This window comes from Streptomyces sp. NPDC008163 (genome assembly GCF_042956885.1).
Taxonomy (GTDB): Bacteria; Actinomycetota; Actinomycetes; order Streptomycetales; family Streptomycetaceae; genus Streptomyces; species Streptomyces drozdowiczii_A.
Map to the genome: position 1 here is coordinate 577,215 of NZ_JBIBHG010000002.1, position 23,244 is coordinate 600,458.

Sequence of the window (23,244 nt, forward strand, 5' to 3'; positions counted from 1 at the left end):
CCTATCCTGCCGTGCCGCCCCCGGCACCGTCCTCGGCGGCCCGTGCTTCGGCGGGCTGCGCCTCGGCCAGCGCGACCGCCGTGCCGACCAGGCCGATGTGGCTGAACGCCTGCGGGAAGTTGCCGAGCTGGCGCCCGGCCGCCGTGTCGTACTCCTCGGCCAGCAGGCCGACGTCGTTGCGCAGCGCGAGCAGCTGCTCGAAGAGCTCCGTGGCCTCCTCGGTGCGGCCGGTCATCCGCAGGGCGTCCGCCAGCCAGAACGAGCAGGCCAGGAACGCGCCCTCACCGCCCGGCAGCCCGTCGATCGAGCCGCCGTCCGTGCTGTAGCGGCGGACCAGGCCGCCGCTGCCCAGCTCCTCGCGCACCGCGTCCACCGTGCCGATCACCCGGGGATCGTCCGGCGGCAGGAAGCCGGTCCGGGCGATCAGGAGCGTCGCGGCGTCCAGCTCCCGGGAGCCGTACGACTGGGTGAACGTGTTGCGCACCGGGTCGTAGCCCTTCTCGCACACCTCCCGGTGCACGGCGTCCCGCATGGCCCGCCAGCGGTCGGCGTCCCCGGCCAGCGAGGGGTCGTCCTCCAGGCTGCGCACCGCCCGGTCGGCCGCGACCCAGGCCATCACCTTCGAGTGCACGAAGTGGCGCCGCTGCCCGCGGATCTCCCACAGGCCCTCGTCCGGTTCGCGCCAGGTGGACTCCAGGAACCCGAGCAGGCTGAGCTGGAGGCTCCAGGCGTGCGGCTTGTCGTCCAGGCCCGCGTCCCGGGCCAGCCGGAGCGAGTCGATGACCTCCCCGTACACGTCCAGCTGGCGCTGGCGCACCGCCGCGTTGCCGATGCGGACCGGGGCGGAGTTCTCGTAACCGCGCAGCCACGGCAGCTCGGACTCGGGGAGTCTGCGCTCACCGGCCAGCCCGTACATGATCTGGAGGTCCGCCGGGTCCCCGGCGACCGCCCGCAGCAGCCAGTCCCGCCAGGCGGCCGCCTCCTCCAGATAGCCGGCCGAGACCAGCGCGCCGAGGGTGAGCGTGGAGTCCCGCAGCCAGCAGAAGCGGTAGTCCCAGTTCCGTACGCCGCCGATCTCCTCCGGGAGCGAGGTGGTCGGGGCCGCCACGATGCCGCCGGTCGGTCCGAAGGTGAGCGCCTTGAGGGTGATCAGCGAGCGGATCACGGCGTCCCGGTACGGCCCCTCGTACTTGCAGCGGGCGGACCACTCCGCCCAGTCGGTCAGCGAGTTCTCCAGCGCCTGGTACGGGTCGACGAGCTTGGGCCGGGGGGAGTGCGAGGGGTGCCAGGTCAGCACGAAGGCCACCTTCTCGCCCTCGGACACGGTGAAGGAGGAACAGGTGGAGAACTGCTGGCCCCACGTCTTGACCGGCGGTTCGCTGCGCAGCCAGGCGGAGTCCGGCCCGGCGACCGCGACCCGGTGCCCGTCCGAACGGCGCATCCAGGGCACGATGGACCCGAAGTCGAAGCGCAGCCGGATCACGGACGCCATCTCGACGGTGCCGCTGACCCCCTCGACGATCCGCATCACGTCCGGCTCCTTGTCGCGCTGCGGCATGAAGTCGATGACCTTGACGGTGCCGGTGCGCGTCTCCCAGTACGTCTCCAGGACGAGGGAGTCGCCCACATAGCCACGCCGGGTGCAGGTGTCCGCGCCCTTGGGTGCGATCCGCCAGTGGCCGTTGTCCTCGTCGCCGAGCAGCGCGGCGAAGCAGGCGCCCGAGTCGAAGCGGGGCAGGCACAACCAGTCGACAGAACCGTTTTTGCCGACCAGGGCCGCGGTCTGGAGATCGCCGATGAGGGCGTAGTCCTCGATGCGTGGTGTCACGTTCAGGCGTCTTCCCGAACCCGGCCTCCGTTAAGCAGACCGTGTGCCGGGAGAGGCGGGTGTCACCCCTGGGCCGGTTCGGGCTCCGGCTCCGGTGCGGCGTCCTCTTCGGCGGCGGCGGCCGCCTGCGCGGCGGCGACCCGGTCGCGCTTCTCGCGCCGGGCCAGGACCACGAAGCCCACCGGGACCCCGGCGGCGAACAGCCACCACTGCACGGCGTACGCCATGTGCGGGCCGATGGAGCTGTCGTCGGGGGCCTCGATCGGTTCGGGCGAGCCGTTCTTCGGTGCCGGAGAGGTCAGCTCGATGTAGCCGCCGAGCACCGGGCGGTCGAGCAGCCGGGCCTGCTGGGCGCTGTTGATCAGCATCACCTGACGGTCCGGAAGGTCCGAGATATCCTTGATGCCGCTCGCGCCGGTCGTCTCGTCCGCCTTGAGCCGCCCGGTGACGGTCACCTCGCCCTTCGGGGCGGCCGGTACGTCGGGGAAGGCGTGCTGGTCGTCGGCGGAGGGGACCCAGCCCCGGTTGACCAGGACCGTGCCGCCGCCCTTGAGGTCGAACGGGACCAGCACATGGACGCCGATGGAGCCGTCGGTGGCGGTCCTGCGGCGGACGACGACCTCGTGCTTCTCGTCGAAGGTCCCGGTGGCCGTCACGGCGCGCCAGTAGTCCGCCCGCGGAACGGTGTGCCCGGGGGAGGTGAGCGCGGACACGGCGACCGGGTCCGCCTTCAGGTTGCGGGAGATCAGGGCGTTCTGCGCGACCTTGTGCTCGTGCCGGTGCAGCTGCCAGAAACCCAGCTCGATCATCGTGGGGATGAGGACGAGCGAGAGGAGGGCGAGGATCAGCCACTGCCGGGTCATCAGGAAGCGGTACACCCCACGACGGTACAACCGGCCGTGGGGTGTCTCGCGCACGGGGTGGCCGAAGGGGTGGCCGCCCCGTGTCCTCAGACGCGGTCCACGATGCCCACCTTCCCCTCCGCACGGGCGCAGTGCCCGCCGCAGAACCAGTGCCCGTCGACCTCGACGCCCTGGCCGATGACCTGGACCCGGCAGTGCTCGCAGATGGGCGCCATGCGGTGGATGGCGCAGGCGAAGCAGTCGAAGACGTGCACCGCGCCCTGCGCGTGCACTTCGAAGGACATCCCGTAATCGTTTCCGCAGACCTCACAACGTGCCATGCGCCACAGGGTCGGACGCGGGGGCGGCGGCGGGCGGTCGGCGGGCGGCGAGTCGCCCCCGGTTCACTCCGATGACGGCGTGGGCGCCGGCACCTTCGCGACGGCCGGGGCGACATCACGCAGGAGGTGCGTGAAGGCGCTCTCGTCCAGGACCGGGGTGCCGTACGCCTTCGCCTTCACCGTCTTCGACGTCGCCGAGTCCGGGTCGTTGGTGACGAGCAGGCTGGTCAGCCGGGAGACGCTGGTCGCCACGTGCAGCCCCGCCTCCACCGCGCGGTCCTCCAGCAGTTCGCGGTCGACCGAGGTGTCCCCGGAGAACGCCACCCGCATGCCCTGCTTGAGTGGTTTGTCCTTCTCGTACCGTCCCGGATTCGGATACGGGCACGCCGGACGCTTCCGCGAGGCGCGCCAGGTGCCGTGTCCCCCGTACGAGGACGACGAGCCGGACCGCGGGGTCACCGGCGAGTGCTGCCACTCGGTCAGCGGGCGGCATTCGAGGAGCGGCAGCCGCACTCCGTCCCGCGCCGCCGCGTGCAGGCTCGGGCGGAACGCCTCGGCCAGCACCCGCGCGTCGTCCAGCGCGTGGTGCGCGTGCTGCTGGACCACGCCGAAGTGCTCCGCGAGGGACGCCAGCTTGTGGTTGGCCAGCGGCAGCCGGAGCTCCTTGGCCAGCGCGATGGTGCACAGCCGCTGCCGGACCGGCGCGGTGACCGAGGCGCGCGCGTACTCCCTGGCCAGCATCGACCAGTCGAACGCGGCGTTGTGCGCGACGAGCACGCGGCCCGCGAGCCGTTCGGACAGCTCGGCGGCGATCTCCGGGAAGAGCGGCGCCCCCTCCAGCACGTCGCTCGTCAGCCCGTGGATCCAGACCGGACCCGGATCGCGCTCCGGATTGACCAGCGTGTACCAGTGGTCCTCGACATCGCCCCGCGCGTCCAGGCGGTAGACGGCAGCGGACACTATCCGGTCGTCCCGGGCGAGCCCGGTGGTCTCCACGTCGACAACCGCGTACCCCTGCGGGTAGGCGGCGGGCCACGGTGCTGCGGTCTGCGGGTCGTCGAGCATGGTCACAGAGAATACGGGCCGACTCGGACAGTCCCCTATTCGGTGGGCGTGCACGCCCGCGGGCGGCGCGAGATGAGAACATCCCGGGATGACACGAGCGCCGGAGCACGACGAACCGCACGGTGCCGGCCTCGGCACCCGGCTCAACTGGCTCCGGGCCGCCGTGCTCGGGGCGAATGACGGTGTGGTGTCCACCGCCGGGCTCGTCGTCGGTGTCGCCGGCGCCACCGACGACCGGGGCGCCCTGCTGACGGCCGGGCTGGCCGGGCTGCTCGCCGGTTCGCTGTCCATGGCGGCCGGGGAGTACGTCTCGGTGTCCACCCAGCGCGATTCGGAGAAGGCCGCGCTGGCCACGGAGAAGCGGGAGCTCCAGGAGACCCCGGAGGAGGAACTCGCCGAGCTGACGGGCCTGTTGCAGGGCAAGGGGCTGAGCCGCGAGGTGGCCCGGGAGGCGGCCGTCCAGCTCACCGAACGCGATGCGCTGCGCGCCCACGCGGAGGTGGAGCTGGGCATCGACCCGGACGACCTGACGAACCCGTGGCACGCGGCGGGCGCCAGCTTCCTCGCGTTCACCGTCGGCGCCCTGCTCCCGCTGCTGGCCATCGTGCTGCCCCCGTCCGCCGCCCGGGTCCCGGTGACCGTGCTCTCCGTTCTCGCGGTGCTGGCCGTGACGGGCTGGTGGAGCGCCCGCCTGGGCGAGGCTGCGGCGGGCCCGGCGGTGCTGCGGAACATGGGCGGGGGAGCGGTGGCCATGGCGGTGACGTATGCGGCGGGGCATTTGCTGGGGGCGGCTGGGGTTTAGCGGCGCAACTTCCATTCCCGGCACGGCAGTTCCTCTCCCAGAGCCACACCGGTGCAGCGATCGTGCGACGCGCACCCTGTCGGAAGTCACCAAAGAGCGCCGACCGCAGGTCTCCCATACTTGTTGGTAACAACATCTGGCCCCCGGCCGGACCCGGCCCTACCGTGCAGGCATGCCGACGAACCTGCCCGACGTAGTGCTCTGGTCCATACCGGCCTTCGTCCTGCTCACCGTCCTGGAGATGGCGCTGCACCACTTCCATCCCGATGAGGACGCCGCCGGGTACGAGGCGAAGGACGCCGCCACCAGCATCACCATGGGGCTGGGCAGCCTGGTCTTCGACCTGATGTGGAAAGTGCCCATCGTCGCCCTCTACACCGCGGTGTACGAGCTGACGCCGCTGCGCGTCCCGGTCCTGTGGTGGACGGTCCCGCTGATGCTGCTCGCGCAGGACTTCTTCTACTACTGGTCCCACCGCGGCCACCACGTCATCCGCATCCTGTGGGCCTGCCACGTCGTCCACCACTCCAGCGAGAAGTTCAACCTCTCCACCGCGCTGCGCCAGCCCTGGACCTCGCTGACCTCCTGGCCGTTCTACCTGCCGCTCATCGCGTGCGGGGTGCACCCGGCGGCGCTCGCGTTCTGCTCGTCGGCCAACCTCGTCTACCAGTTCTGGGTGCACACCGAGCGGATCGACAAGCTGCCCCGGCCCTTCGAGTACGTGCTCAACACGCCCTCGCACCACCGGGTGCACCACGCCTCGCAGGGCGGCTACCTGGACCGCAACTTCGGCGGCATCCTCATCGTGTGGGACCGCTGGTTCGGCTCGTTCGCGCAGGAGACGGTGCGGCCGGTCTACGGGCTCACCAAGAACATCCACACGTACAACCCGCTGCGCGTCGCCACCCACGAGTACGCCGCCATCGCCCGCGACGTCCGTGCGGCGGGCAGCTGGGGCGAGCGGGCCGGGCGGATCTTCCGCGGCCCGGGCTGGCGGCCGTCCGGTGCCCCCACCGCCCCCGTCGCCGTTGCCGCGCCCGCTCCCGTCGCCGCGCCCGCCCCTGAGGGCACCGCATGAACGAGCGCTTCGCCCGGCCCCTGCTCGTCGCCTTCCTCGTCGCGTGCGCCGCCGACCTCGTCGGCGTGCTCACCGGCCCCGACTGGCTCCACCTCGGCGCCAAGCCGCTCCTGATGCCGCTGCTCGCCGGATACGCCCTCGCCCGGCGCGGGCCGAGGCTGCTGATCGCGGCGCTGCTGTGCGGCTGGGCGGGCGATGTGTTCCTGCTGATCGACTCCGACCTGGCGTTCCTCGTCGGGATGGCCGGGTTCGCCGCCGGGCACGTCTGCTACCTGGTGCTGTTCGGGCGGGCGCGCGGGGCGCTGATCCCGGCGCTCGTGTACGCCGTCGTGCTCACCGTGTTCCTCGTCCTCATCTGGGACGGGCTGCCGGCCGGGCTGCGGATCCCGATGGCCGGCTACAGCCTGCTGCTGACCGCCATGGCGTACCGCTCCGGCGTCCTCGGCCGGTACGCGGCGGCCGGCGGGGCCCTCTTCCTGCTCTCCGACGCGCTCATCGCCACCGGCATCGCCAACTGGCCCCAGCTCCCGGCCCCCGGCTTCTGGGTGATGCTCACCTACGTCGCCGCGCAGCTCCTGCTCACCCTGGGGGCGCTGGGCCCGGCCCGGCGGGAAGCCGCGCCGGGGGCGTACCGTGAAAGGAGTATCAGCATCTGAGATCAGCAAGGACCCCCACGCATGCGCGCCACCGTTATCCACGCCCCCCACGACATCCGCGTCGAGGAGGTGCCCGACCCGGTGATCCAGCAGCCCACCGACGTGGTGCTGAGGGTCCTGCGGGCCTGCATCTGCGGCAGCGACCTGTGGGCCTACCGGGGTGAGTCCGCCCGGCAGCCGGGCCAGCGCATCGGCCACGAGTTCCTCGGGATCGTCGAGGAGGCCGGGTCCGAGGTGCGCGGCTTCTCCGCCGGGGACCTGGTCGTCGCCCCGTTCGTCTGGTCCGACGGCACCTGCGCGTACTGCGCCGAGGGCCTGACCACCTCCTGCCCGCAGGGCGGCTTCTGGGGCTCGGTGGGCTCCGACGGCGGGCAGGGCGAGGCCGTCCGCGTCCCCTTCGCCGACGGCACCCTGGTCGCCCTGCCCGCCGCCGCGGCCTCCGACGACCGGCTGCTCACCGCCCTGCTGGCCCTTTCCGACGTGCTCGGCACCGGCCACCACGCGGCGGTCGGCGCGGGCGTACGGGCCGGCTCGACCGTCGCCGTCGTCGGGGACGGGGCCGTCGGGCTGTGCGGGGTGATGGCCGCCAAGCGGCTCGGCGCGGAGCGGATCATCGCGCTCGGCCGGCACGCGGCGCGCACGGACATCGCCCGCGACTTCGGCGCCACGGACGTCGTCGCCGAGCGCGGCGATGCGGCGGTCGCGGCCGTGCGGGAGCTGCTCGGCGGCGAGGGCGCGCACAGTGTGATCGAGGCCGTGGGCACCGAGCAGTCGATGCGCACCGCCGTCGGCATCACCCGGGACGGCGGGGCGATCGGCTACGTGGGCGTCCCGCACGGCAGTGGCACCGGACTCGACCTCGGCGACATGTTCAACCGGAACATCGCGCTGCGCGGCGGCGTCGCCCCCGTGCGCACGTACATCCCGGAGCTGCTGCCCGACGTGCTGGACGGCACCATCGACCCCTCGCCCGTCTTCGACCTGTCCGTCGGGCTCGACGGCGTACCGGCCGGCTACAAGGCGATGGACGGGCGCACGGCGCTGAAGGTCCTCATCACGCCGTGAACCACCCGTGACCCGGCGGTCCGGGGGCCGTGACGCACCGGCCCCCGGACCCCGGCGTCACCAGCGCACGGCGTCCAGCGCGTCCACCACACCGGCCCCGTAGAAGCCGTTGCGGTTCTTGCCGCCCTCGCAGACCGCGTCGGCCGTGCCGTCACCGTCGATGTCGTACGGGGCGTCGCACGCCTTCGCGTCCGCCTCCAGGGTCAGCAGCGCCTTGACCGCGGCGGGCGGGGCGTACGGGTGCTTCGACTTGATCAGGGCCACGACGCCGGCGACGTGCGGGGACGCCATCGACGTACCGGCCTTGTAGCCGTACTTGCCGCCCGGCAGCGTCGAGAGGATCAGTCCGCTCGTCGCCGGGGGCTCCGGCGTCTGGTAGATCGTCGAGTCCCCGCCGGGCGCGGCCACGTCGATGACCCCGTTCCCGTAGTTCGAGTACGACGCCTTCAGGCCCTTCGCGCCCGTCGCCGAGACCGTGACGACGCCCGGGAGCATCGTCGGGATGTCCAGGCACTGGCGCGGGTCGACGGTGCGGCCGCCCGGGGTGGTGTCATTCGGGCTGGTCGTGTCCTCGATGGAGTCCGCCGCCAGGTCCTCGGCGGAGTTCCCGGCGGCCGCGACGTTGACCGCGCCCTTCAGCTCGGCGTACCGGGTGGCCCGGTACACGGCCTCGACCAGGGCGCCCTGGTCCGGGTCGTTCTTGCAGTTGTACATCCACGGGTCGGTGTAATAGCTGTTGTTGGTGACGTCGACCCCGTGGTCGGCGGCCCAGACGAAGCCGCAGACCACGGACTCGGTGTAGAAGAAGCCGTCCGGGTTGGCGACCTTGATGCCGGACACCTTCACGCCCGGCGCCACGCCCGTCACACCGATGCCGTTCTTGGCCGCCGCGATGGTGCCGGCGACATGGGTGCCGTGGTCGCTCTCGCCGGGGTTCGGACGCCAGGCGCCCTCCGTGGTGTCCGGGGCGCCCGACACGCAGTTCGCGGAGGCCGCGCGGTCGAAGTTGGGCGCGAGGTCCGGGTGGGTGTCGTCCACCCCGGTGTCGATGACCGCGACCGTCACCCTGGAGCTGCCCAGCGACTTCTGGTGGGCCTTGTCCGCCTTGATGGCCGGCAGGTCCCACTGCAGGGGCTCCATCGGGTCCTGGTCGGCCGTCGCCTTCGCCGCCGCGGCCTTCTCCTGCGCGGCCGTCAGGGGCTGCTCGACCCCGATGTCCTTGGTGGCCTGGGGCACGATCGGGTTGGTCCGCGTGGCGCCCGCCGACTGGACGCCCCTGACCTGGCGGACCGTCTTCGCGAAGTCCGGGTTCTGCGAGTGGACGACGATGACGCCGATCCGGTCATAGGCGATCACCACCGTGCCGCCGGCCCGTTCTATCGCCTTGCGCACCTGCTTGACGGTCCCCGGACCGCCCTGGGTGTTGACCACGTACGACAGTTCCGGTCCGTCCGCCGCCGCCGCGGCGGGGGCACCGTGCCCCGCCGGGGCGGCGGAGGCGACCCCCGCCGGCAGGAAGCCGAGCGAGGCGGTGAGGGCCAATCCGACGGGCAGCGTCAGTGCGCGCGTCCGTCCGGATCCCAGATGAGCCATGGGGTCTCCACTTCATCCGTGTCAGCCGACCGGACACGAGGCGTGTCCGGTCGCGTACATGACCAGTGAAGCTAGCGCCGATCATCCCGGCACATCAATCGATTCGCGCGAACACGTGCACATCGGACCCCCCGAAGGGGTGACGGAGAGAAGCGGCGAACCCAAGTGAACCGCTTCGCCGCGCGTTGCGTGCCGTTGTCAGGGGAAGCGCACCACCACCCCCTGAACACGAGGTCCCCAGTGCAACCCACCGTCCCCACCACCGCACCCGCGTCGCGAGGAGAATCCGTGGCTACCGATGCACCGCCGCCCGAGGGCAGTACGGAGAAGAGCCCTGCCCAGCCCACGACCGAGGCGTTCCTCGCGGAGCAGGGCAGCGCGGAGTTCGGCGAACTGCGCCGCTCCTACCGTTCGTTCGCCTTCCCGCTGACCATCGCCTTCGTCCTCTGGTACCTGCTCTACGTGCTGCTCTCCAATTACGCGGGCGGCTTCATGGGCACCAAGGTCTTCAGCAACATCAACGTGGCCTTCGTCTTCGGCCTCGCCCAGTTCGTCACCACCTTCCTCATCGCCTGGTTCTACTCGCGCCACGCCAACGCGAAGCTGGACCCGAAGGCCGAGGCCATCAAGGACCGCATGGAGGCCGACGCATGAGCGCCGCGTACCACTCCCACACCGCCGTGACCCTCGCCGCCTCGTCCACCAGCGAGCACCGGCCGCTCATCATCACGCTGTTCGCGGTCTTCGTCGCCGCCACCCTCGGCATCACCGTCTGGGCCGGCCGCCAGACCCGCAGCGCCTCCGACTTCTACGCGGGCGGGCGGCAGTTCACCGCCTTCCAGAACGGACTCGCGGTCTCCGGCGACTACATGTCCGCCGCGTCCTTCCTCGGCATCGCCGGCGCCATCGCCCTCTTCGGCTACGACGGCTTCCTCTACTCGATCGGCTTCCTCGTCGCCTGGCTGGTGGCGCTCCTGCTCGTCGCCGAACCCCTGCGCAACTCGGGCCGCTACACCATGGGCGACGTCCTCGCCTACCGGATGCGCCAGCGCCCGGTGCGCACCGCGGCGGGCGTCTCCACCATCATCGTGTCGATCTTCTATCTGCTGGCTCAGATGGCGGGCGCCGGAGCGCTGGTCACCCTGCTCCTCGGCATCAGCAGCGACGGCGGAAAGATCCTCATCGTTGCGCTGGTCGGCGTACTGATGATCGTCTACGTCACCATCGGCGGCATGAAGGGCACCACCTGGGTCCAGATGGTCAAGGCCGTCCTGCTCATCGCGGGCGCCCTCCTGATGACCCTCATGGTGCTGTGGAAGTTCGACTTCAACGTCTCCGACCTGCTGGGCACCGCCGCCGAGAAGAGCGGCCACGGCTCCGCGTTCCTGGAGCCCGGACTGAAGTACGGCGCCACCGGCACCTCGAAGCTGGACTTCCTCTCCCTCGGCATCGCCCTCGTCCTCGGCACCGCCGGCCTCCCGCACATTCTGATCCGCTTCTACACGGTGCCCACCGCCAAGGCCGCCCGTAAGTCCGTCAACTGGGCCATCGGCATCATCGGCGCCTTCTACCTGATGACCATCGCCCTGGGCTTCGGCGCCGCCGCGCTGATCGGCCCGAAGAACATCGCCGCGCCCGGCAACACCGCCGCCCCGCAGCTCGCCGAATACCTCGGAGGCGTGGGCACCACCGGCGGCGCGATCATGCTCGCCGTCATCTCCGCCGTCGCCTTCGCCACCATCCTCGCCGTCGTCGCCGGACTGACCCTCGCCTCCTCGTCCTCCTTCGCGCACGACATCTACGCCAACGTCATCCGCAAGGGACAGGCCACCGAGCAGGAGGAGATGAAGGCAGCCCGCTGGTCCACCGTCTTCATCGGCGCCGCCGCGATCGTCCTCGGCGTCTTCGCCCGCGACATGAACGTCGCCGGGCTCGTCGCCCTCGCCTTCGCCGTCGCCGCCTCCGCCAACCTGCCGACGATCCTCTACAGCCTCTTCTGGAAGCGCTTCACCACCCGGGGCGCGCTGTGGTCGATCTACGGCGGCCTGGCCTCCTCCGTGCTCCTGGTGCTGTTCTCGCCGGTCGTCTCCGGCAACGAGAAGTCCTCGATGTTCAAGGGCGTCGACTTCGCCTGGTTCCCGCTGGAGAACCCCGGCCTGATCTCCATCCCGCTCGGCTTCCTGCTCGGCTGGATCGGCTCGCTCCTGTCCAAGGAGGAGCCGGACAAGGGCAAGTACGCCGAACTGGAGGTCAAGTCCCTCACCGGCATCGGGGCCCACTGACCCCGTGCCCGTACGAGGCCGCGTCGTAGGGTCCTACGACGCGGCCTCGCCGCACCTCGTGCCAAACGGGCCCCTCCACCGCCACCGGTCTCGCGTAGGCTCGAAAGAGTCAGATACCGCGACCGGGAAGTCACCGGGGGAGGGGGCCCACCGTGCTCATCGACACCTACGAGCGGGTCGCCACCGACCTGCGCGTCTCGCTCACCGACCGGTGCAACCTCCGCTGCACCTACTGCATGCCCGAGGAGGGCCTGCAGTGGCTGGGCAAGCCGGACCTGCTCACCGACGACGAGATCGTCCGGCTCGTCCGCATCGCCGTCACCCGGCTCGGCGTGACCGAGGTCCGCTTCACCGGCGGGGAACCGCTGCTGCGCCCCGGCCTCGTCTCCATCGTCCAGCGGTGCGCCGGGCTGGACCCCCGCCCGAGGATGTCCCTCACCACCAACGGCATCGGGCTCAAGCGGACCGCCGCCGCCCTCAAGGACGCCGGCCTCGACCGGGTCAACGTCTCGCTCGACACCCTGCGGCCCGAGGTGTTCAAGACCCTCACCCGTCGCGACCGCCACCACGACGTGCTGGCCGGCCTGGAGGCCGCCCGCGAGGCCGGGCTCACCCCCGTCAAGGTCAACACCGTCCTGATGCCGGGGCTCAACGACGACGAGGCCCCCGACCTGCTCGCCTGGGCCGTCGAGCACGGTTACGAGCTCCGCTTCATCGAGCAGATGCCGCTGGACGCTCAGCACGGCTGGAAGCGCGACGGCATGATCACCGCGGGTGACATCCTCGCCTCGCTGCGCACCCGCTTCGACCTCACCCCCGAGGAGGACGCCGAGCGCGGCTCCGCCCCCGCCGAGCGCTGGACCGTCGACGGCGGACCGCACCGGGTCGGCGTCATCGCCTCCGTCACCCGCCCCTTCTGCCGGGCCTGCGACCGCACCCGGCTCACCGCCGACGGGCAGGTCCGCACCTGCCTCTTCGCCCGCGAGGAGACCGACCTGCGCGGCGCGCTGCGCTCCGAGGCGCCCGACGAGGAGATCGCCCGCCTCTGGGAGCAGGCGATGTGGGGCAAGAAGGCCGGATCCGGACTTGACGACCCGAGCTTCCTCCAGCCCGACCGCCCGATGTCCGCGATCGGCGGCTGACCCCGTCCCGGTCACGAGGACGCGGGGCGCGCCTCCCACTCGGCCAGCGTCACCACGTCCTTGAGGAAGCCCCGCACCCCGAGGAACGAGGACAGGTGCTCCCGGTGCTCCTCACAGGCCAGCCACGTCTTGCGGCGCTCCGGCGTGTGCAGCTTCGGATTGTTCCAGGCCAGCACCCAGACGGCGTCGGCCCGGCAGCCCTTGGCCGAACACACGGGGGCGGGATTCTCGGCGGATTCCGGGGAGTTCACGGACTCACCCTAATCTCTCGCTTCCCGGGAGCCCGAGGGGCCGTTGGCCGAGTGGAAGTGGGGGCTGACGTGCGAAGTGCTCGGCCCGGACTTCCGGAGCCGAGCACTTGCCGTCGACGGTGGGATCAGGTCGTGTTCTCGCGGCGGGCTCGGGCGGTCGCGGGGAGCGCGGCCGTGAGCAGGGTGAGCGCGGCAGCGGCGGATTGCTCACCGACCCATGGTGCAGCCGCGACGATGACGATGACGATGATCAGCCAGGTGCGGTGATCATCCAGCCCGTCGAGCGGATGTCTCCGCGGTCCGTGTCTCATGTGAGGTGACCCCTTTCGCATGGGCGTTGAGGGGTTGGCGCCAGCCCGACGGCAACTATGGCACGCGTGTCCGGGGGCGGTGCACCGGAACTCCGTGACTGATCTGAGCTTTTCTTGAGCTTCGGGGGGCGTGCGGGCGGATGAGGAAAAGCCCGTCAGCGGTCTGACGGGCTTCGTGGGGGCAGGGGGGGGCGACAGGGCGCGCCCTGCGGCGCGTCCGCTGCCGGACATGGCGACGCCGGGCAGCCACGGGGGGAGCTGCCCGGCGTCGGTCCGTCGCTCCGACGGGGGATGCGGAGCGCGTGGCAAGTATGTCACGCACACCCTGTCGCGGTGCACCGGAACTTCATGATTGATCTGAGCTTTTCTTGAGCTTGGGCCCGTCGTGGGCTCAGTCGTGCTCCGTCCCATCCGGAGACCGGAAACCGCGTCCGGACTGCGGTGAGGGCACGGCCGTACCGGCGTCGAGCGCCGGGTACGACTGGGGCGGCAGGACGAACGTCGACGGCAGCGCGGGGCTCGTCTCGCGGCCCGCGTTGGCGATCACGACGGCCACGTACGGCAGCAGCACTCCGAGGCCGAGCGCCACGAACGCGATGTGCCGCTCCACGTTCCACAGGACGGCGGCGGCCACCACCGACACCGTGCGCACGCTCATCGAGATCACATAGCGGCGCTGTCTGCCGCGCACGTCCTCGGCGAGTCCCTGCCGGGCCCCCGTGATCCGGAAGACCTCCGCACCACCCTGTTTGCGCACCACGTCCCCACCAACCTTCCCCGGCCCCGGACCGGCCGCTCCTACGCTACGCCCGGCCTCCGCCGCGTACGAGACCGGGTCGCGCCAATTGCGTGCATTCCGCCCCTGGCCCGCACGGACCCCCACAACGTGCGGCTGAGCGCCGCAGCGCCGAGACTGGGCGGGACATGCGCGACACCGTGTCGCACAAGGAGGCAGCACATGGGCTGGTTGTGGGCAATCATCGTGGGCCTGGTGCTCGGACTGATCGCCAAGGCGATCCTGCCGGGCAAACAGCAGATCCCCCTCTGGCTGACGATCATCTGCGGCATGGTCGGCAGCATCCTCGGAAATGCTGTCGCCACGTGGATCGGCGTCAACGACACCAAGGGCATCGACTGGACGCGCCATGTGCTCCAGCTCATCGGCGCGGTCGTGATCGTCGGTCTCGGCGACATGCTGTACGCCTCGCTGCGGGGCAACAGACAGCGCACCTGAATCCCCCGGAACCCACGGCGGAGGCCGGGCACGCTCCATGCGCGCCCGGCCTCCGTCATGCGGTACGGATACGGCTCAGCCGGCCGTGACCTCGATCGCCGCCAGGTTCTTCTTGCCCCGGCGCAGCACCAGCCAGCGCCCGTGCAGCAGCTCCTCGCGGGCCGGGACGGCCTCGCCGTCGACGGCCTTGACGTTGTTCACGTACGCGCCGCCCTCCTTGACCGTGCGCCGCGCCCCCGACTTGCTCGGCGCCAGACCGGCCTCCACCAGGAGGTCCACCAGCGGGCCCAGCTCGGTGACCCGGGCGTGCGGCACCTCGGACAGGGCGGCGCCCAGCGTCGCCTCGTCCAGCTCGCCGAGCTCACCCTGACCGAACAGGGCCTTCGACGCGGCGACGACCGCAGCGCACTGGTCCGCCCCGTGGACGAGCGTCGTCAGCTCCTCGGCCAGCGCGCGCTGCGCCGTCCGCGCCTGCGGGCGCTCCTCGGTGACCTTCTCCAGCTCCTCCAGCTCGGCCGGGGTCCGGAAGCTGAGGATGCGCATGTAGCGCGAGATGTCGCGGTCGTCCACGTTCAGCCAGAACTGGTAGAACGCGTACGGCGTCGTCATCCCGGGGTCGAGCCAGACGGCCCCGCCCTCCGACTTGCCGAACTTGGTGCCGTCCGCCTTCGTCATCAGCGGCGTCGCCAGCGCGTGCACCTCGGCGCCCGGCTCCAGGCGGTGGATCAGGTCCAGGCCGGCCGTGAGGTTGCCCCACTGGTCGCTGCCGCCCTGCTGGAGGGTGCAGCCGTAGCGGCGGTACAGCTCCAGGAAGTCCATGCTCTGGAGCAGCTGGTAGCTGAACTCGGTGTAACTGATGCCCTCGTCGGACTCCAGCCGTCGGGCGATGGACTCCTTGGTCAGCATCTTGTTGACCCGGAAGTGCTTGCCGATGTCCCGCAGGAACTCGATCGCGGACAGGCCCGCGGTCCAGTCCAGGTTGTTCACCATGACCGCGGCGTTCTCGCCCTCGAAGGACAGGAACGGCTCGATCTGCGAACGCAGCCGGGTCACCCACTGGGCGACCGTCTCCGGGTCGTTCAGCGTGCGCTCCGCGGTCGGCCGGGGGTCACCGATCTGGCCGGTGGCCCCGCCCACCAGGGCGAGCGGCCGCAGCCCGGCCTGCTGGAGCCGGCGCATCGTGAGCACCTGCACCAGATGGCCGACGTGCAGGCTGGCCGCGGTCGGGTCGTAGCCGCAATAGAAGGTGACGGGACCGTCCGCGAGAGCCTTGCGCAATGCGTCCTCGTCGGTGGACTGGGCGAACAGCCCGCGCCACTTCAGCTCGTCGACGATGTCCGTCACGGTTCCAGTGCTCCTTAAGGCGATACGTTTTACGTGTCAGTCTAGGCCGGTCAGACGCCCCGGCTGACCGAGCTCATGTTGAAGTCCGGGATGCGCAGCGCGGGCATCGCGGCCCGGGTGAACCAGTCGCCCCACTCACGCGGCAGCGTCTTCTCGGTGCGGCCCGCCTCGGTGGCCCGGGAGAGCAGGTCGACGGGGGACTCGTTGAACCGGAAGTTGTTCACCTCGCCCACCACCTCGCCGTCCTCCACCAGGTAGACCCCGTCCCGGGTCAGCCCGGTCAGCAGCAGCGTGGCCGGGTCCACCTCGCGGATGTACCAGAGGCAGGTCAGCAGCAGCGCGCGGCCGGTCGTCGCGGCGACCATCTCCTCCAGCGACCGTTCGCCCCCGCCCTCCAGGAGGAGGTTGTCGATCGCCGGGGCGAGCGGGAGCCCGGTCAGTGCCGCGGTGTGCCGGGTCGTCGTCAGCTGCTCCAGGCGGCCGCCGGCGATCCAGTCGGTCCGGGCCAGCGGCAGCCCGTTGTCGAAGACCGAGCCGCCGTCGCCGGAGGAGTGCGCGATAACGAAGGGGGCCGACTCCAGGCCCGGCGCGTGCGGGTCGCTGCGCAGGGTCAGCGGCAGCGGGGACAACGTCTCGCCGAGCCGGGTACCGCCGCCCGGCTTGGAGAACACCGTCCGGCCCTCCGCCGCGTCCCGCGCCGTGGACGACCAGAGCTGGTAGATCAGCAGGTCGGCGACCGCGGTCGGCGGCAGCAGCGTCTCGTACCGCCCGGCGGGCAGCTCGATCCGGCGCTCCGCCCAGCCGAGCCGCCGCGCCAGCTCCGCGTCCAGCTCGGCCGGGTCGACGTCCTTGAAGTCCCGCGTGGAGCGGCCCGCCCAGGCGGAACGGGTGCGGTCGGGCGACTTGGCGTTCAGCTCCAGCGTGCCGTTCGGCTGGTCGTGGCGCAGCCGCAGCCCCGTGGAGGTGCCCAGGTACGTGGAGGTCATCTGGTGGTGGGCGAAGCCGTACAGCTCGCGCCCCCCGGACCGGGCCCGGGCGAAGGCGTCCCCGAGGGCCGGCGCGAACGCGGCGAACACATCGGAGTCCGTCTCGGCGGGCGCGTCCGTGAAGTCGGGCGACGCCGGCACCCCGGTGACCAGCGGCTGGGCGTCCTCGGCCGGTCCCGCGGACCGCGCGGCGGCCTCGGCGGCCCGGACCAGCGGCTCCAGGTCCTCGGCGGTGACGGCGGCCCGGGACACCACGGCGGACGCGGTGCCCTCGGCTCCGTCGACCGTGGCGACGACGGTCAGGGTCCGGCCCCGGGTCACCCCGTTGGTGGTCAGCGCGTTGCCGGCCCAGCGCAGATTGGCCGACGACTCCTCGTCCGCGATGACCACACAGCCGTCGGCGGTGGACAGTTCGAGCGCCCGCTCGACGATCTCGTACGGCTTGCTGACGCGGCTCATCGCCCGGCCTCCTGCGTCGTGTTCAGGCTGTGCTCTCCCGGGGGACGACCCCCGGACCCCCAGCCGGTTCCGTGGTCGCCGCTCATCGCCCGGCCTCCTGCGTCGTGTTCAGAATGTTCACGCCCCGGAACAGGGCGGAGGGGCAGCCGTGCGAGACCGCCGCGACCTGGCCCGGCTGGGCCTTGCCGCAGTTGAAGGCGCCGCCCAGTACGTACGTCTGCGGGCCGCCGACCTTCTCCATCGAGCCCCAGAAGTCCGTCGTCGTCGCCTGGTACGCGACATCGCGCAGCTGTCCGGCCAGCCTGCCGTTCTCGATGCGGAAGAACCGCTGCCCGGTGAACTGGAAGTTGTACCGCTGCATGTCGATGGACCACGACCGGTCCCCGACCACGTAGATCCCGCGCTCCACCCCGCCGATCAGGTCCTCCGTGGAGAGCCCGCCCGGGTCCGGCCGCAACGACACATTCGCCATGCGCTGCACGGGGACATGGCCGGGGGAGTCCGCGTAGGCGCACCCGTTGGACCGGCCGAGGCCGGTGAGCTTCGCGATGCGGCGGTCCGTCTGGTAGCCCACCAGCGTTCCGTCCTTCACGAGGTCCCAGGACTGCGCCTCGACGCCCTCGTCGTCGTAGCCGACCGTCGCGAGCCCGTGCTCGGCGGTGCGGTCCCCCGTCACGTTCATGACGGGCGAGCCGTACGCCAGCTTGCCCATCTGGTCGAACGTGGCGAACGACGTTCCCGCGTAGGCCGCCTCGTAACCCAGCGCCCGGTCCAGCTCCGTGGCGTGGCCGATCGACTCGTGGATGGTCAGCCACAGGTTGGACGGGTCGACGACCAGGTCGTACGTCCCCGCCTCCACGCTCGGCGCCCGCATCTTCTCGGTCAGCAGCCCGGGGATGCGCTCCAGTTCCGCGTCCCAGTCCCAGCCGGTCCCGGTCAGGTACTCCCAGCCGCGCCCCACCGGCGGCGCGATGGTGCGCATCGAGTCGAACTCGCCGGTCGCCGAGTCCACCGCCACGGCCGTGAACTCCGGGTGCAGCCGGACCCGCTGCTGCGTGGTGACCGTGCCCGCCGTGTCCGCGTAGAACTTGTTCTCGTGAACGGTCATCAGCGAGGCGTCCACATGCGCCACGCCCTCGGCCGCCAGCAGCCGCGCGCTCCACTCGGCGAGCAGTCCGGCCTTCTCCCCGGCCGGTACGTCGAAGGGGTCGACCTCGTAAGCCGAGACCCAGGTGCGCTCCCCGTGCGAGGGCTCGTCCGCCAGCTCCACCCTCTCGTCGGAACCCGCCGCCGCGATCACCTTCGCCGACAGCTTGGCCATCGCGACGGCCTGCGAGGCGACCCGCGCCGCCGCGTCCATCGTCAGATCGACGCCCGAGGCGAACCCCCAGGCCCCGCCGTGCACGACGCGGACCGCGTAACCGAGGTCGGTGGTGTCGGAGCCCCCGGCGGGCCGGGCGTCCCGCAGCCGCCAGGTGGCACTGCGCACCCGCTCGAACCGGAAGTCGGCGTGCGCCGCCCCGAGCGCCCGCGCCCGGGCGAGCGCCGCGTCGGCGAGGGCCCGTAGCGGAAGCGCCAGGAACGACTGATCTACCTCATGGGGCACGGGCGGGCTCTCCTTCGCGGTCACATACCCTCGGATCGTTTACGAGGCAGTGAAGCACGGCCCACGCACCGTCGCGGACGATTTCCCCGGGCCGGCCCGGACCTCGGACTGTAGGAACCCGACAGTGCCCGGCCAAAGGCGCTGTCAGGGGCCGATTCTCCGCCGCGCGGACGGTACCGATAGGTTTCCGAGGTACCAGACCGCTAACGAAAGGGTGATCCGTTGAGCCGCTCGGTTCTCGTCACCGGAGGAAACCGGGGCATCGGCCTCGCCATCGCCCGCGCTTTCGCCGACAACGGCGACAAGGTCGCGATCACCTATCGTTCCGGCGAGCCGCCCGCCGAGCTCATCGAAGCCGGTGTTCTCGCGGTCCGTTGCGACATCACGGACCCCGAGCAGGTGGAGCAGGGCTACAAGGAGATCGAGGAGAAGCACGGCAACGTGGAGGTGCTGGTCGCCAACGCCGGTATCACCAAGGACCAGTTGCTGATGCGCATGTCCGAGGAGGACTTCACGTCCGTCCTCGACACCAACCTCACCGGCACCTTCCGGGTCGTCAAGCGCGCCAACCGCGGCATGCTCCGCGCCAAGAAGGGCCGCGTCGTCCTGATCTCCTCGGTCGTCGGCCTCCTCGGCTCGGCCGGCCAGGCCAACTACGCGGCGTCCAAGGCCGGTCTGGTCGGATTCGCCCGGTCCCTGGCGCGCGAGCTCGGCTCGCGGAACATCACTTTCAACGTCGTCGCGCCCGGCTTCGTGGACACCGACATGACGCAGGTGCTCACCGAGGAGCAGCGCAAGGGCATCGTGGCCCAGGTGCCGCTCGCGCGTTACGCGCAGCCCGAGGAGATCGCCGCCGCGGTGCGCTTCCTCGCCTCCGACGACGCGTCGTACATCACTGGAGCCGTCATCCCCGTTGACGGCGGATTGGGCATGGGTCACTGATCACCATGAGCGGAATTCTCGACGGCAAGCGCATCCTCATCACGGGTGTGCTGATGGAGTCGTCCATCGCGTTCCACGCCGCCAAGGTGGCGCAGGAGCAGGGCGCGGAGGTCATCCTGACCGCGTTCCCGCGGCCCACGCTGACCGAGCGCATCGCCAAGAAGCTCCCCAAGCCCGCCAAGGTCATCGAGCTGGACGTGACCAACCAGGAGCACCTGGACCGCCTCGCCGGCCTGGTCCGCGACGAGCTGGGCTCGCTGGACGGCGTCGTGCACTCCATCGGCTTCGCGCCGCAGGACGCGCTCGGCGGCAACTTCCTCAACACCCCGTTCGAGTCGGTCTCCACGGCGATGCACGTCTCGGCGTTCTCGCTGAAGTCGCTCGCCATGGCCTGCAAGCCGCTGATGAGCGAGGGCGGCTCGATCGTCGGCCTCACCTTCGACGCGCAGTTCGCCTGGCCGCAGTACGACTGGATGGGCCCGGCCAAGGCCGCCCTGGAGGCCACCTCCCGCTACCTGGCCCGCGACCTGGGCCCGGACGGCATCCGCTGCAACCTGATCTCGGCCGGGCCGCTCGGCTCCATGGCCGCCAAGTCCATCCCGGGCTTCGACGGGCTCGCCGACGTGTGGAACACCCGCGCGCCGCTCGCCTGGGACATGAAGGACCCGGAGCCGGCCGGCCGCGGCATCGTCGCGCTGCTCTCCGACTTCTTCCCGCGGACCACCGGCGAGATCATCCACGTCGACAGCGGCGTGCACATGATGGGCGCCTGACCTCCCGGTCCCGTAATTTCCGACCGCGCACCGCCCCCGGAGCCGTCCGAGGCGGTGCGCGGTCGTTTCTCCCCCCGGCGTACGCCTCGGCGGCGCTCAGGTCGAAAAGCCGGACGATCCACCGCAGAATGTGGAGGAACCGGACTTCCGGCCGCAGGGGAGGAGATCGCCGTGCGTCGCACACCTCGCCGAACCCGTTCCCTGCTGGCCTCCGGCGCGGTCATCGCCGCGCTGCTCGTCCCGGCCGGTCTGTACGCCGCCGGGCACGTCGGAGCCGCCGGTGCGGCCGCACCGCCCGCGCCCAGCCCCGAGCCCGCCGGCTCCGAGTGCCGTACGTCCATCGAGGGCTCCCGGGTCGTCGCCTACTGCCACAACCCGTACCCCTCGGCCGACCGCGTCCAGCTGCACACCGAGTGCGCCCGCTGGTGGGACGTGGACGCGGACGCCGAGCCGGTGACGGTCAAGCCGGGGAGCACGGTGCGCCTGGCCGACCGCTGCTGGAAGGAAGTCGCCTCCGCCTGGGTCACCCACAGCGCGGCGCCCTAGGGGCCGGGCCTAGACCCGGTCCGCCAGGCAGTTGAACGCGTGGCTCGCGGCCTCCGTCGCCGCCGTCTCCGCGTCGCCCGCCCGGATCGCCTCCACCAGGCGGCTGTGATCCATGTGGTTCTCCGGCCGCAGCTCCTGGCCGACGTCGCCGCGCAGGTAGTCCCGCAGCAGGTCGCCCAGGTCCGCGTAGAGCCCCGTCAGCACGTCGTTGTGGGAAGCGGCCACCACAGCCAGGTGCAGCGTCGCGTCGGCCGCCACGAACGCCTCCGCGTCCCCCGCCGCCCAGGTCTCCTCGCGCCGCCGCATCAGCGCGTCCAGCTGCCTCAGGTCCCGCTCGGTGCGCCGGACCGCCGCGAGCCGCGCCGCCGAGGACTCCAGGGTCGACCGGAGCTCCGCGATGTGGCGCGGGTCCGCCGAGGCGAACCGGCGGTGCATCACCCCGGCCAGCTCACTGGTGGCGACCACATAGGTGCCCGAGCCCTGCCGGATGTCCAGCAGCCCGTTGTGCGCGAGCGCCCGGACCGCCTCACGGACCGTGTTACGGGCCACCCCCAGCTGCTCCACCAGCTCGGGTTCGGTCGGGATACGGGAACCCACCGGCCACTCGCCCGTGGTGATCTGGTTCCTCAGCTGGGCAATCACCTGGTCGGCGAGTGCCGAACGCCTCGGGGACGTCAGCGCCATGGTGCTCCTCGGTCGCAACTGCTCATGGGCCCGATCTTCTCAGGGTCCGGTGGGCGGACGGAATGGACAACCAATCATCCCATGATTCTATGATGGCCTCATGCGTGACGAAGAGACGACACCCCAGACCGCGACCGGGACCCTGAGCCCCGGCGCCCCGGCGGCCACCCGCGCCGACGCCCCCGCACCGCGGACCGGCCCCGCGCCGTGGACGCTGCGCCTGGTCGCCATCGGGCTCGTCCTCACCGCGCTCAACCTCCGGCCCGCCATCACCAGCCTCGGCGCCCTCCTCGAAGAGGTCCGGGACGGGCTGCACATGAGCGGCAGCGTCGCCGGGGTGCTCACCTCCGTGCCCCCGCTCTGCTTCGCGGTCTTCGGCGTCATGGCACCCCGCCTCGCCCGCCGCTTCGGCCCCGGTGCGGTGGTCTGCGCGGGCATGGTCGCCATCACGGCGGGCCTGGTGATCCGGCCCCTGGTCGGCGGCACCGCGGGCTTCCTCGCCGCCAGCGCCCTGGCCCTCATGGGCATCGCCGTCAGCAACGTCCTGATGCCGGTGATCGTCAAGCGCTGGTTCCCCGACCGCGTCGGCTCCATGACCGGGCTCTATTCCATGGCCCTGGCCCTCGGCACCTCGCTCGCCGCCGCCGTGACCGTGCCCCTGACCGACGCGATGGGCGGCAGCTGGAAGGCCGGGCTCGGCATCTGGGCCGTCCTGGCCGCCGCCGCGATCCTGCCCTGGATCCCGCTGCTCCGGGCCCGGGCCGCCACCCAGGAGCCCGCCCCGGCCACCGCCGCGCGGCCCGAGGCCCCCGAGCTCCGGATCACCCGCAGCCGGACCGCCTGGGCCCTCGCCTGCTTCTTCGGCCTCCAGGCCACCGCCGCGTACATCACCATGGGCTGGATGCCGCAGATCTTCCGGGACGCCGGGGTCTCCGCCGGCACCGCGGGCGTCCTGCTCGCGGTCACCATGGCCATGGGGGTCCCGCTCGCCTTCGTGATCCCGCGCGTCGCCGCCCGGATGCGCACCCAGGGCCCGATCGTCGTCTTCCTCGGCGCCTGCGGCCTCACCGGCTACGCGGGCCTCTATCTGGCCCCCTCCGGCGGCGCCTGGGCCTGGGCGCTGCTGCTCGGCATCTCGAACTGCGCGTTCCCGCTCGCGCTCACGATGATCGGCATGCGGGCCCGCAGCGGGGCCGGAGTCGTCCGGCTGTCCGCGTTCGCCCAGTCCACCGGCTATCTGATCTCGATCCCCGGCCCGCTCCTGGTCGGCGTGCTCTACCAGCACAGCGGCGGCTGGGGCGTGCCGATCGCGCTGATGGCCGCCCTGATGGTGCCGCAGATGGTCATGGGCGTCCTGGCCGGCCGGGACCGGACGATCGAGGACGAATCCTGAGATGCGAGACTGGGGCCATGT

24 protein-coding genes are annotated in these 23,244 nt (G+C 71.6%); 12 read left to right on the top strand and 12 right to left on the bottom strand.

The window, feature by feature from the left end; genetic code table 11:
• Window position 1: 1 nt before the first annotated feature.
• From ACFZAT_RS07695 to ACFZAT_RS07710, 4 genes are all read right to left on the bottom strand, one after another.
• Window positions 2–1,828 (bottom strand): glycoside hydrolase family 15 protein, encoded by a 1,827-nt coding sequence (locus ACFZAT_RS07695; RefSeq protein WP_391261528.1) that lies wholly within the window; start codon window positions 1,826–1,828, stop codon window positions 2–4.
• A gap of 62 nt (window positions 1,829–1,890) precedes the next feature.
• Window positions 1,891–2,706, bottom strand: coding sequence for an SURF1 family cytochrome oxidase biogenesis protein (locus tag ACFZAT_RS07700; protein WP_391261531.1), 816 nt, complete (start codon window positions 2,704–2,706; stop codon window positions 1,891–1,893).
• Between the two features lie 71 nt (window positions 2,707–2,777).
• Window positions 2,778–3,011 (bottom strand): hypothetical protein, encoded by a 234-nt coding sequence (locus tag ACFZAT_RS07705; protein ID WP_026171732.1) that lies wholly within the window; start codon window positions 3,009–3,011, stop codon window positions 2,778–2,780.
• A 63-nt stretch (window positions 3,012–3,074) separates the two neighbouring features.
• Entirely contained in the window at window positions 3,075–4,082 is a 1,008-nt protein-coding gene (locus ACFZAT_RS07710) for a DEDDh family exonuclease (protein ID WP_391261535.1), read from the bottom strand.
• A gap of 82 nt (window positions 4,083–4,164) precedes the next feature.
• Between ACFZAT_RS07710 and ACFZAT_RS07715 the strand changes: the two genes are divergently transcribed.
• The 4 genes from ACFZAT_RS07715 to ACFZAT_RS07730 all read left to right on the top strand — a co-directional run bounded on the left by ACFZAT_RS07715 (window position 4,165) and on the right by ACFZAT_RS07730 (window position 7,677).
• Window positions 4,165–4,878: a VIT1/CCC1 transporter family protein gene (locus ACFZAT_RS07715; RefSeq protein WP_391261538.1), complete on the top strand. Its 714-nt coding sequence runs from the start codon at window positions 4,165–4,167 to the stop codon at window positions 4,876–4,878.
• 172 nt (window positions 4,879–5,050) lie between these two features.
• Window positions 5,051–5,956 (top strand): sterol desaturase family protein, encoded by a 906-nt coding sequence (locus ACFZAT_RS07720; RefSeq protein WP_391261541.1) that lies wholly within the window; start codon window positions 5,051–5,053, stop codon window positions 5,954–5,956.
• Complete coding sequence (locus ACFZAT_RS07725) at window positions 5,953–6,612, top strand: lysoplasmalogenase family protein (protein WP_391261543.1); 660 nt, start codon at window positions 5,953–5,955, stop codon at window positions 6,610–6,612. Before ACFZAT_RS07720 ends, ACFZAT_RS07725 begins: the two co-directional genes overlap by 4 nt.
• A gap of 21 nt (window positions 6,613–6,633) precedes the next feature.
• Entirely contained in the window at window positions 6,634–7,677 is a 1,044-nt protein-coding gene (locus tag ACFZAT_RS07730; protein ID WP_391261545.1) for a zinc-binding dehydrogenase, read from the top strand.
• A 57-nt stretch (window positions 7,678–7,734) separates the two neighbouring features.
• Here the strand turns inward: ACFZAT_RS07730 and ACFZAT_RS07735 are convergent, their stop codons facing one another.
• Window positions 7,735–9,270 (bottom strand): S8 family serine peptidase, encoded by a 1,536-nt coding sequence (locus tag ACFZAT_RS07735; protein WP_391261548.1) that lies wholly within the window; start codon window positions 9,268–9,270, stop codon window positions 7,735–7,737.
• A gap of 288 nt (window positions 9,271–9,558) precedes the next feature.
• Between ACFZAT_RS07735 and ACFZAT_RS07740 the strand changes: the two genes are divergently transcribed.
• From ACFZAT_RS07740 to moaA, 3 genes are all read left to right on the top strand, one after another.
• Window positions 9,559–9,924 (top strand): DUF485 domain-containing protein, encoded by a 366-nt coding sequence (locus ACFZAT_RS07740; protein ID WP_391261551.1) that lies wholly within the window; start codon window positions 9,559–9,561, stop codon window positions 9,922–9,924.
• Window positions 9,921–11,552: a cation acetate symporter gene (locus ACFZAT_RS07745; protein WP_391261554.1), complete on the top strand. Its 1,632-nt coding sequence runs from the start codon at window positions 9,921–9,923 to the stop codon at window positions 11,550–11,552. The genes ACFZAT_RS07740 and ACFZAT_RS07745 overlap by 4 nt, the downstream gene beginning before the upstream one ends.
• A 152-nt stretch (window positions 11,553–11,704) precedes the next feature.
• Complete coding sequence (moaA, locus tag ACFZAT_RS07750) at window positions 11,705–12,694, top strand: GTP 3',8-cyclase MoaA (protein WP_391261557.1); 990 nt, start codon at window positions 11,705–11,707, stop codon at window positions 12,692–12,694.
• 11 nt (window positions 12,695–12,705) lie between these two features.
• Here the strand turns inward: moaA and ACFZAT_RS07755 are convergent, their stop codons facing one another.
• The 3 genes from ACFZAT_RS07755 to ACFZAT_RS07765 form a co-directional block, all read right to left on the bottom strand.
• Window positions 12,706–12,945, bottom strand: a complete 240-nt coding sequence (locus ACFZAT_RS07755; protein WP_391261560.1) for a hypothetical protein — start codon at window positions 12,943–12,945, stop codon at window positions 12,706–12,708.
• Window positions 12,946–13,070: 125 nt separating this feature from the next.
• The gene (locus tag ACFZAT_RS07760; RefSeq protein ID WP_391261563.1) at window positions 13,071–13,256 is read right to left on the bottom strand and encodes a hypothetical protein; all 186 of its coding nucleotides are present in this window, start codon (window positions 13,254–13,256) and stop codon (window positions 13,071–13,073) included.
• Window positions 13,257–13,647: 391 nt separating this feature from the next.
• On the bottom strand, window positions 13,648–14,016 hold the full coding sequence (locus ACFZAT_RS07765) for a DUF3099 domain-containing protein (protein WP_391261566.1): 369 nt from the start codon (window positions 14,014–14,016) through the stop codon (window positions 13,648–13,650).
• Between the two features lie 198 nt (window positions 14,017–14,214).
• Here ACFZAT_RS07765 and ACFZAT_RS07770 point away from each other — a divergent pair, with 198 nt between their 5' ends.
• A complete protein-coding gene (locus ACFZAT_RS07770) occupies window positions 14,215–14,490 on the top strand; it encodes a GlsB/YeaQ/YmgE family stress response membrane protein (RefSeq protein ID WP_391261569.1) in 276 nt (91 codons plus the stop codon).
• A gap of 75 nt (window positions 14,491–14,565) precedes the next feature.
• Here ACFZAT_RS07770 and tyrS read toward each other — a convergent pair whose 3' ends face one another.
• The 3 genes from tyrS to ACFZAT_RS07785 all read right to left on the bottom strand — a co-directional run bounded on the left by tyrS (window position 14,566) and on the right by ACFZAT_RS07785 (window position 18,885).
• Window positions 14,566–15,834: a tyrosine--tRNA ligase gene (gene tyrS / locus ACFZAT_RS07775; RefSeq protein WP_391261571.1), complete on the bottom strand. Its 1,269-nt coding sequence runs from the start codon at window positions 15,832–15,834 to the stop codon at window positions 14,566–14,568.
• A 50-nt stretch (window positions 15,835–15,884) separates the two neighbouring features.
• Window positions 15,885–17,279 (bottom strand): metallopeptidase TldD-related protein, encoded by a 1,395-nt coding sequence (locus ACFZAT_RS07780; RefSeq protein ID WP_391261574.1) that lies wholly within the window; start codon window positions 17,277–17,279, stop codon window positions 15,885–15,887.
• 82 nt (window positions 17,280–17,361) lie between these two features.
• Window positions 17,362–18,885: a metallopeptidase TldD-related protein gene (locus ACFZAT_RS07785; protein ID WP_391261577.1), complete on the bottom strand. Its 1,524-nt coding sequence runs from the start codon at window positions 18,883–18,885 to the stop codon at window positions 17,362–17,364.
• Window positions 18,886–19,107: 222 nt separating this feature from the next.
• Here ACFZAT_RS07785 and fabG point away from each other — a divergent pair, with 222 nt between their 5' ends.
• The 3 genes from fabG (at window position 19,108) to ACFZAT_RS07800 (ending at window position 21,146) form a co-directional block, all read left to right on the top strand.
• Window positions 19,108–19,827: a 3-oxoacyl-[acyl-carrier-protein] reductase gene (gene fabG, locus ACFZAT_RS07790; RefSeq protein ID WP_164401203.1), complete on the top strand. Its 720-nt coding sequence runs from the start codon at window positions 19,108–19,110 to the stop codon at window positions 19,825–19,827.
• A 5-nt stretch (window positions 19,828–19,832) separates the two neighbouring features.
• On the top strand, window positions 19,833–20,600 hold the full coding sequence (fabI, locus tag ACFZAT_RS07795; RefSeq protein WP_073864775.1) for an enoyl-ACP reductase FabI: 768 nt from the start codon (window positions 19,833–19,835) through the stop codon (window positions 20,598–20,600).
• 171 nt (window positions 20,601–20,771) lie between these two features.
• Complete coding sequence (locus ACFZAT_RS07800) at window positions 20,772–21,146, top strand: hypothetical protein (protein WP_391261581.1); 375 nt, start codon at window positions 20,772–20,774, stop codon at window positions 21,144–21,146.
• Window positions 21,147–21,155: 9 nt separating this feature from the next.
• Here ACFZAT_RS07800 and ACFZAT_RS07805 read toward each other — a convergent pair whose 3' ends face one another.
• Entirely contained in the window at window positions 21,156–21,830 is a 675-nt protein-coding gene (locus ACFZAT_RS07805; protein WP_391261584.1) for an FCD domain-containing protein, read from the bottom strand.
• Window positions 21,831–21,930: 100 nt separating this feature from the next.
• Here ACFZAT_RS07805 and ACFZAT_RS07810 point away from each other — a divergent pair, with 100 nt between their 5' ends.
• The gene (locus tag ACFZAT_RS07810) at window positions 21,931–23,223 is read left to right on the top strand and encodes a CynX/NimT family MFS transporter (RefSeq protein WP_391261586.1); all 1,293 of its coding nucleotides are present in this window, start codon (window positions 21,931–21,933) and stop codon (window positions 23,221–23,223) included.
• The last annotated feature ends 21 nt before the right edge of the window (window positions 23,224–23,244 follow it).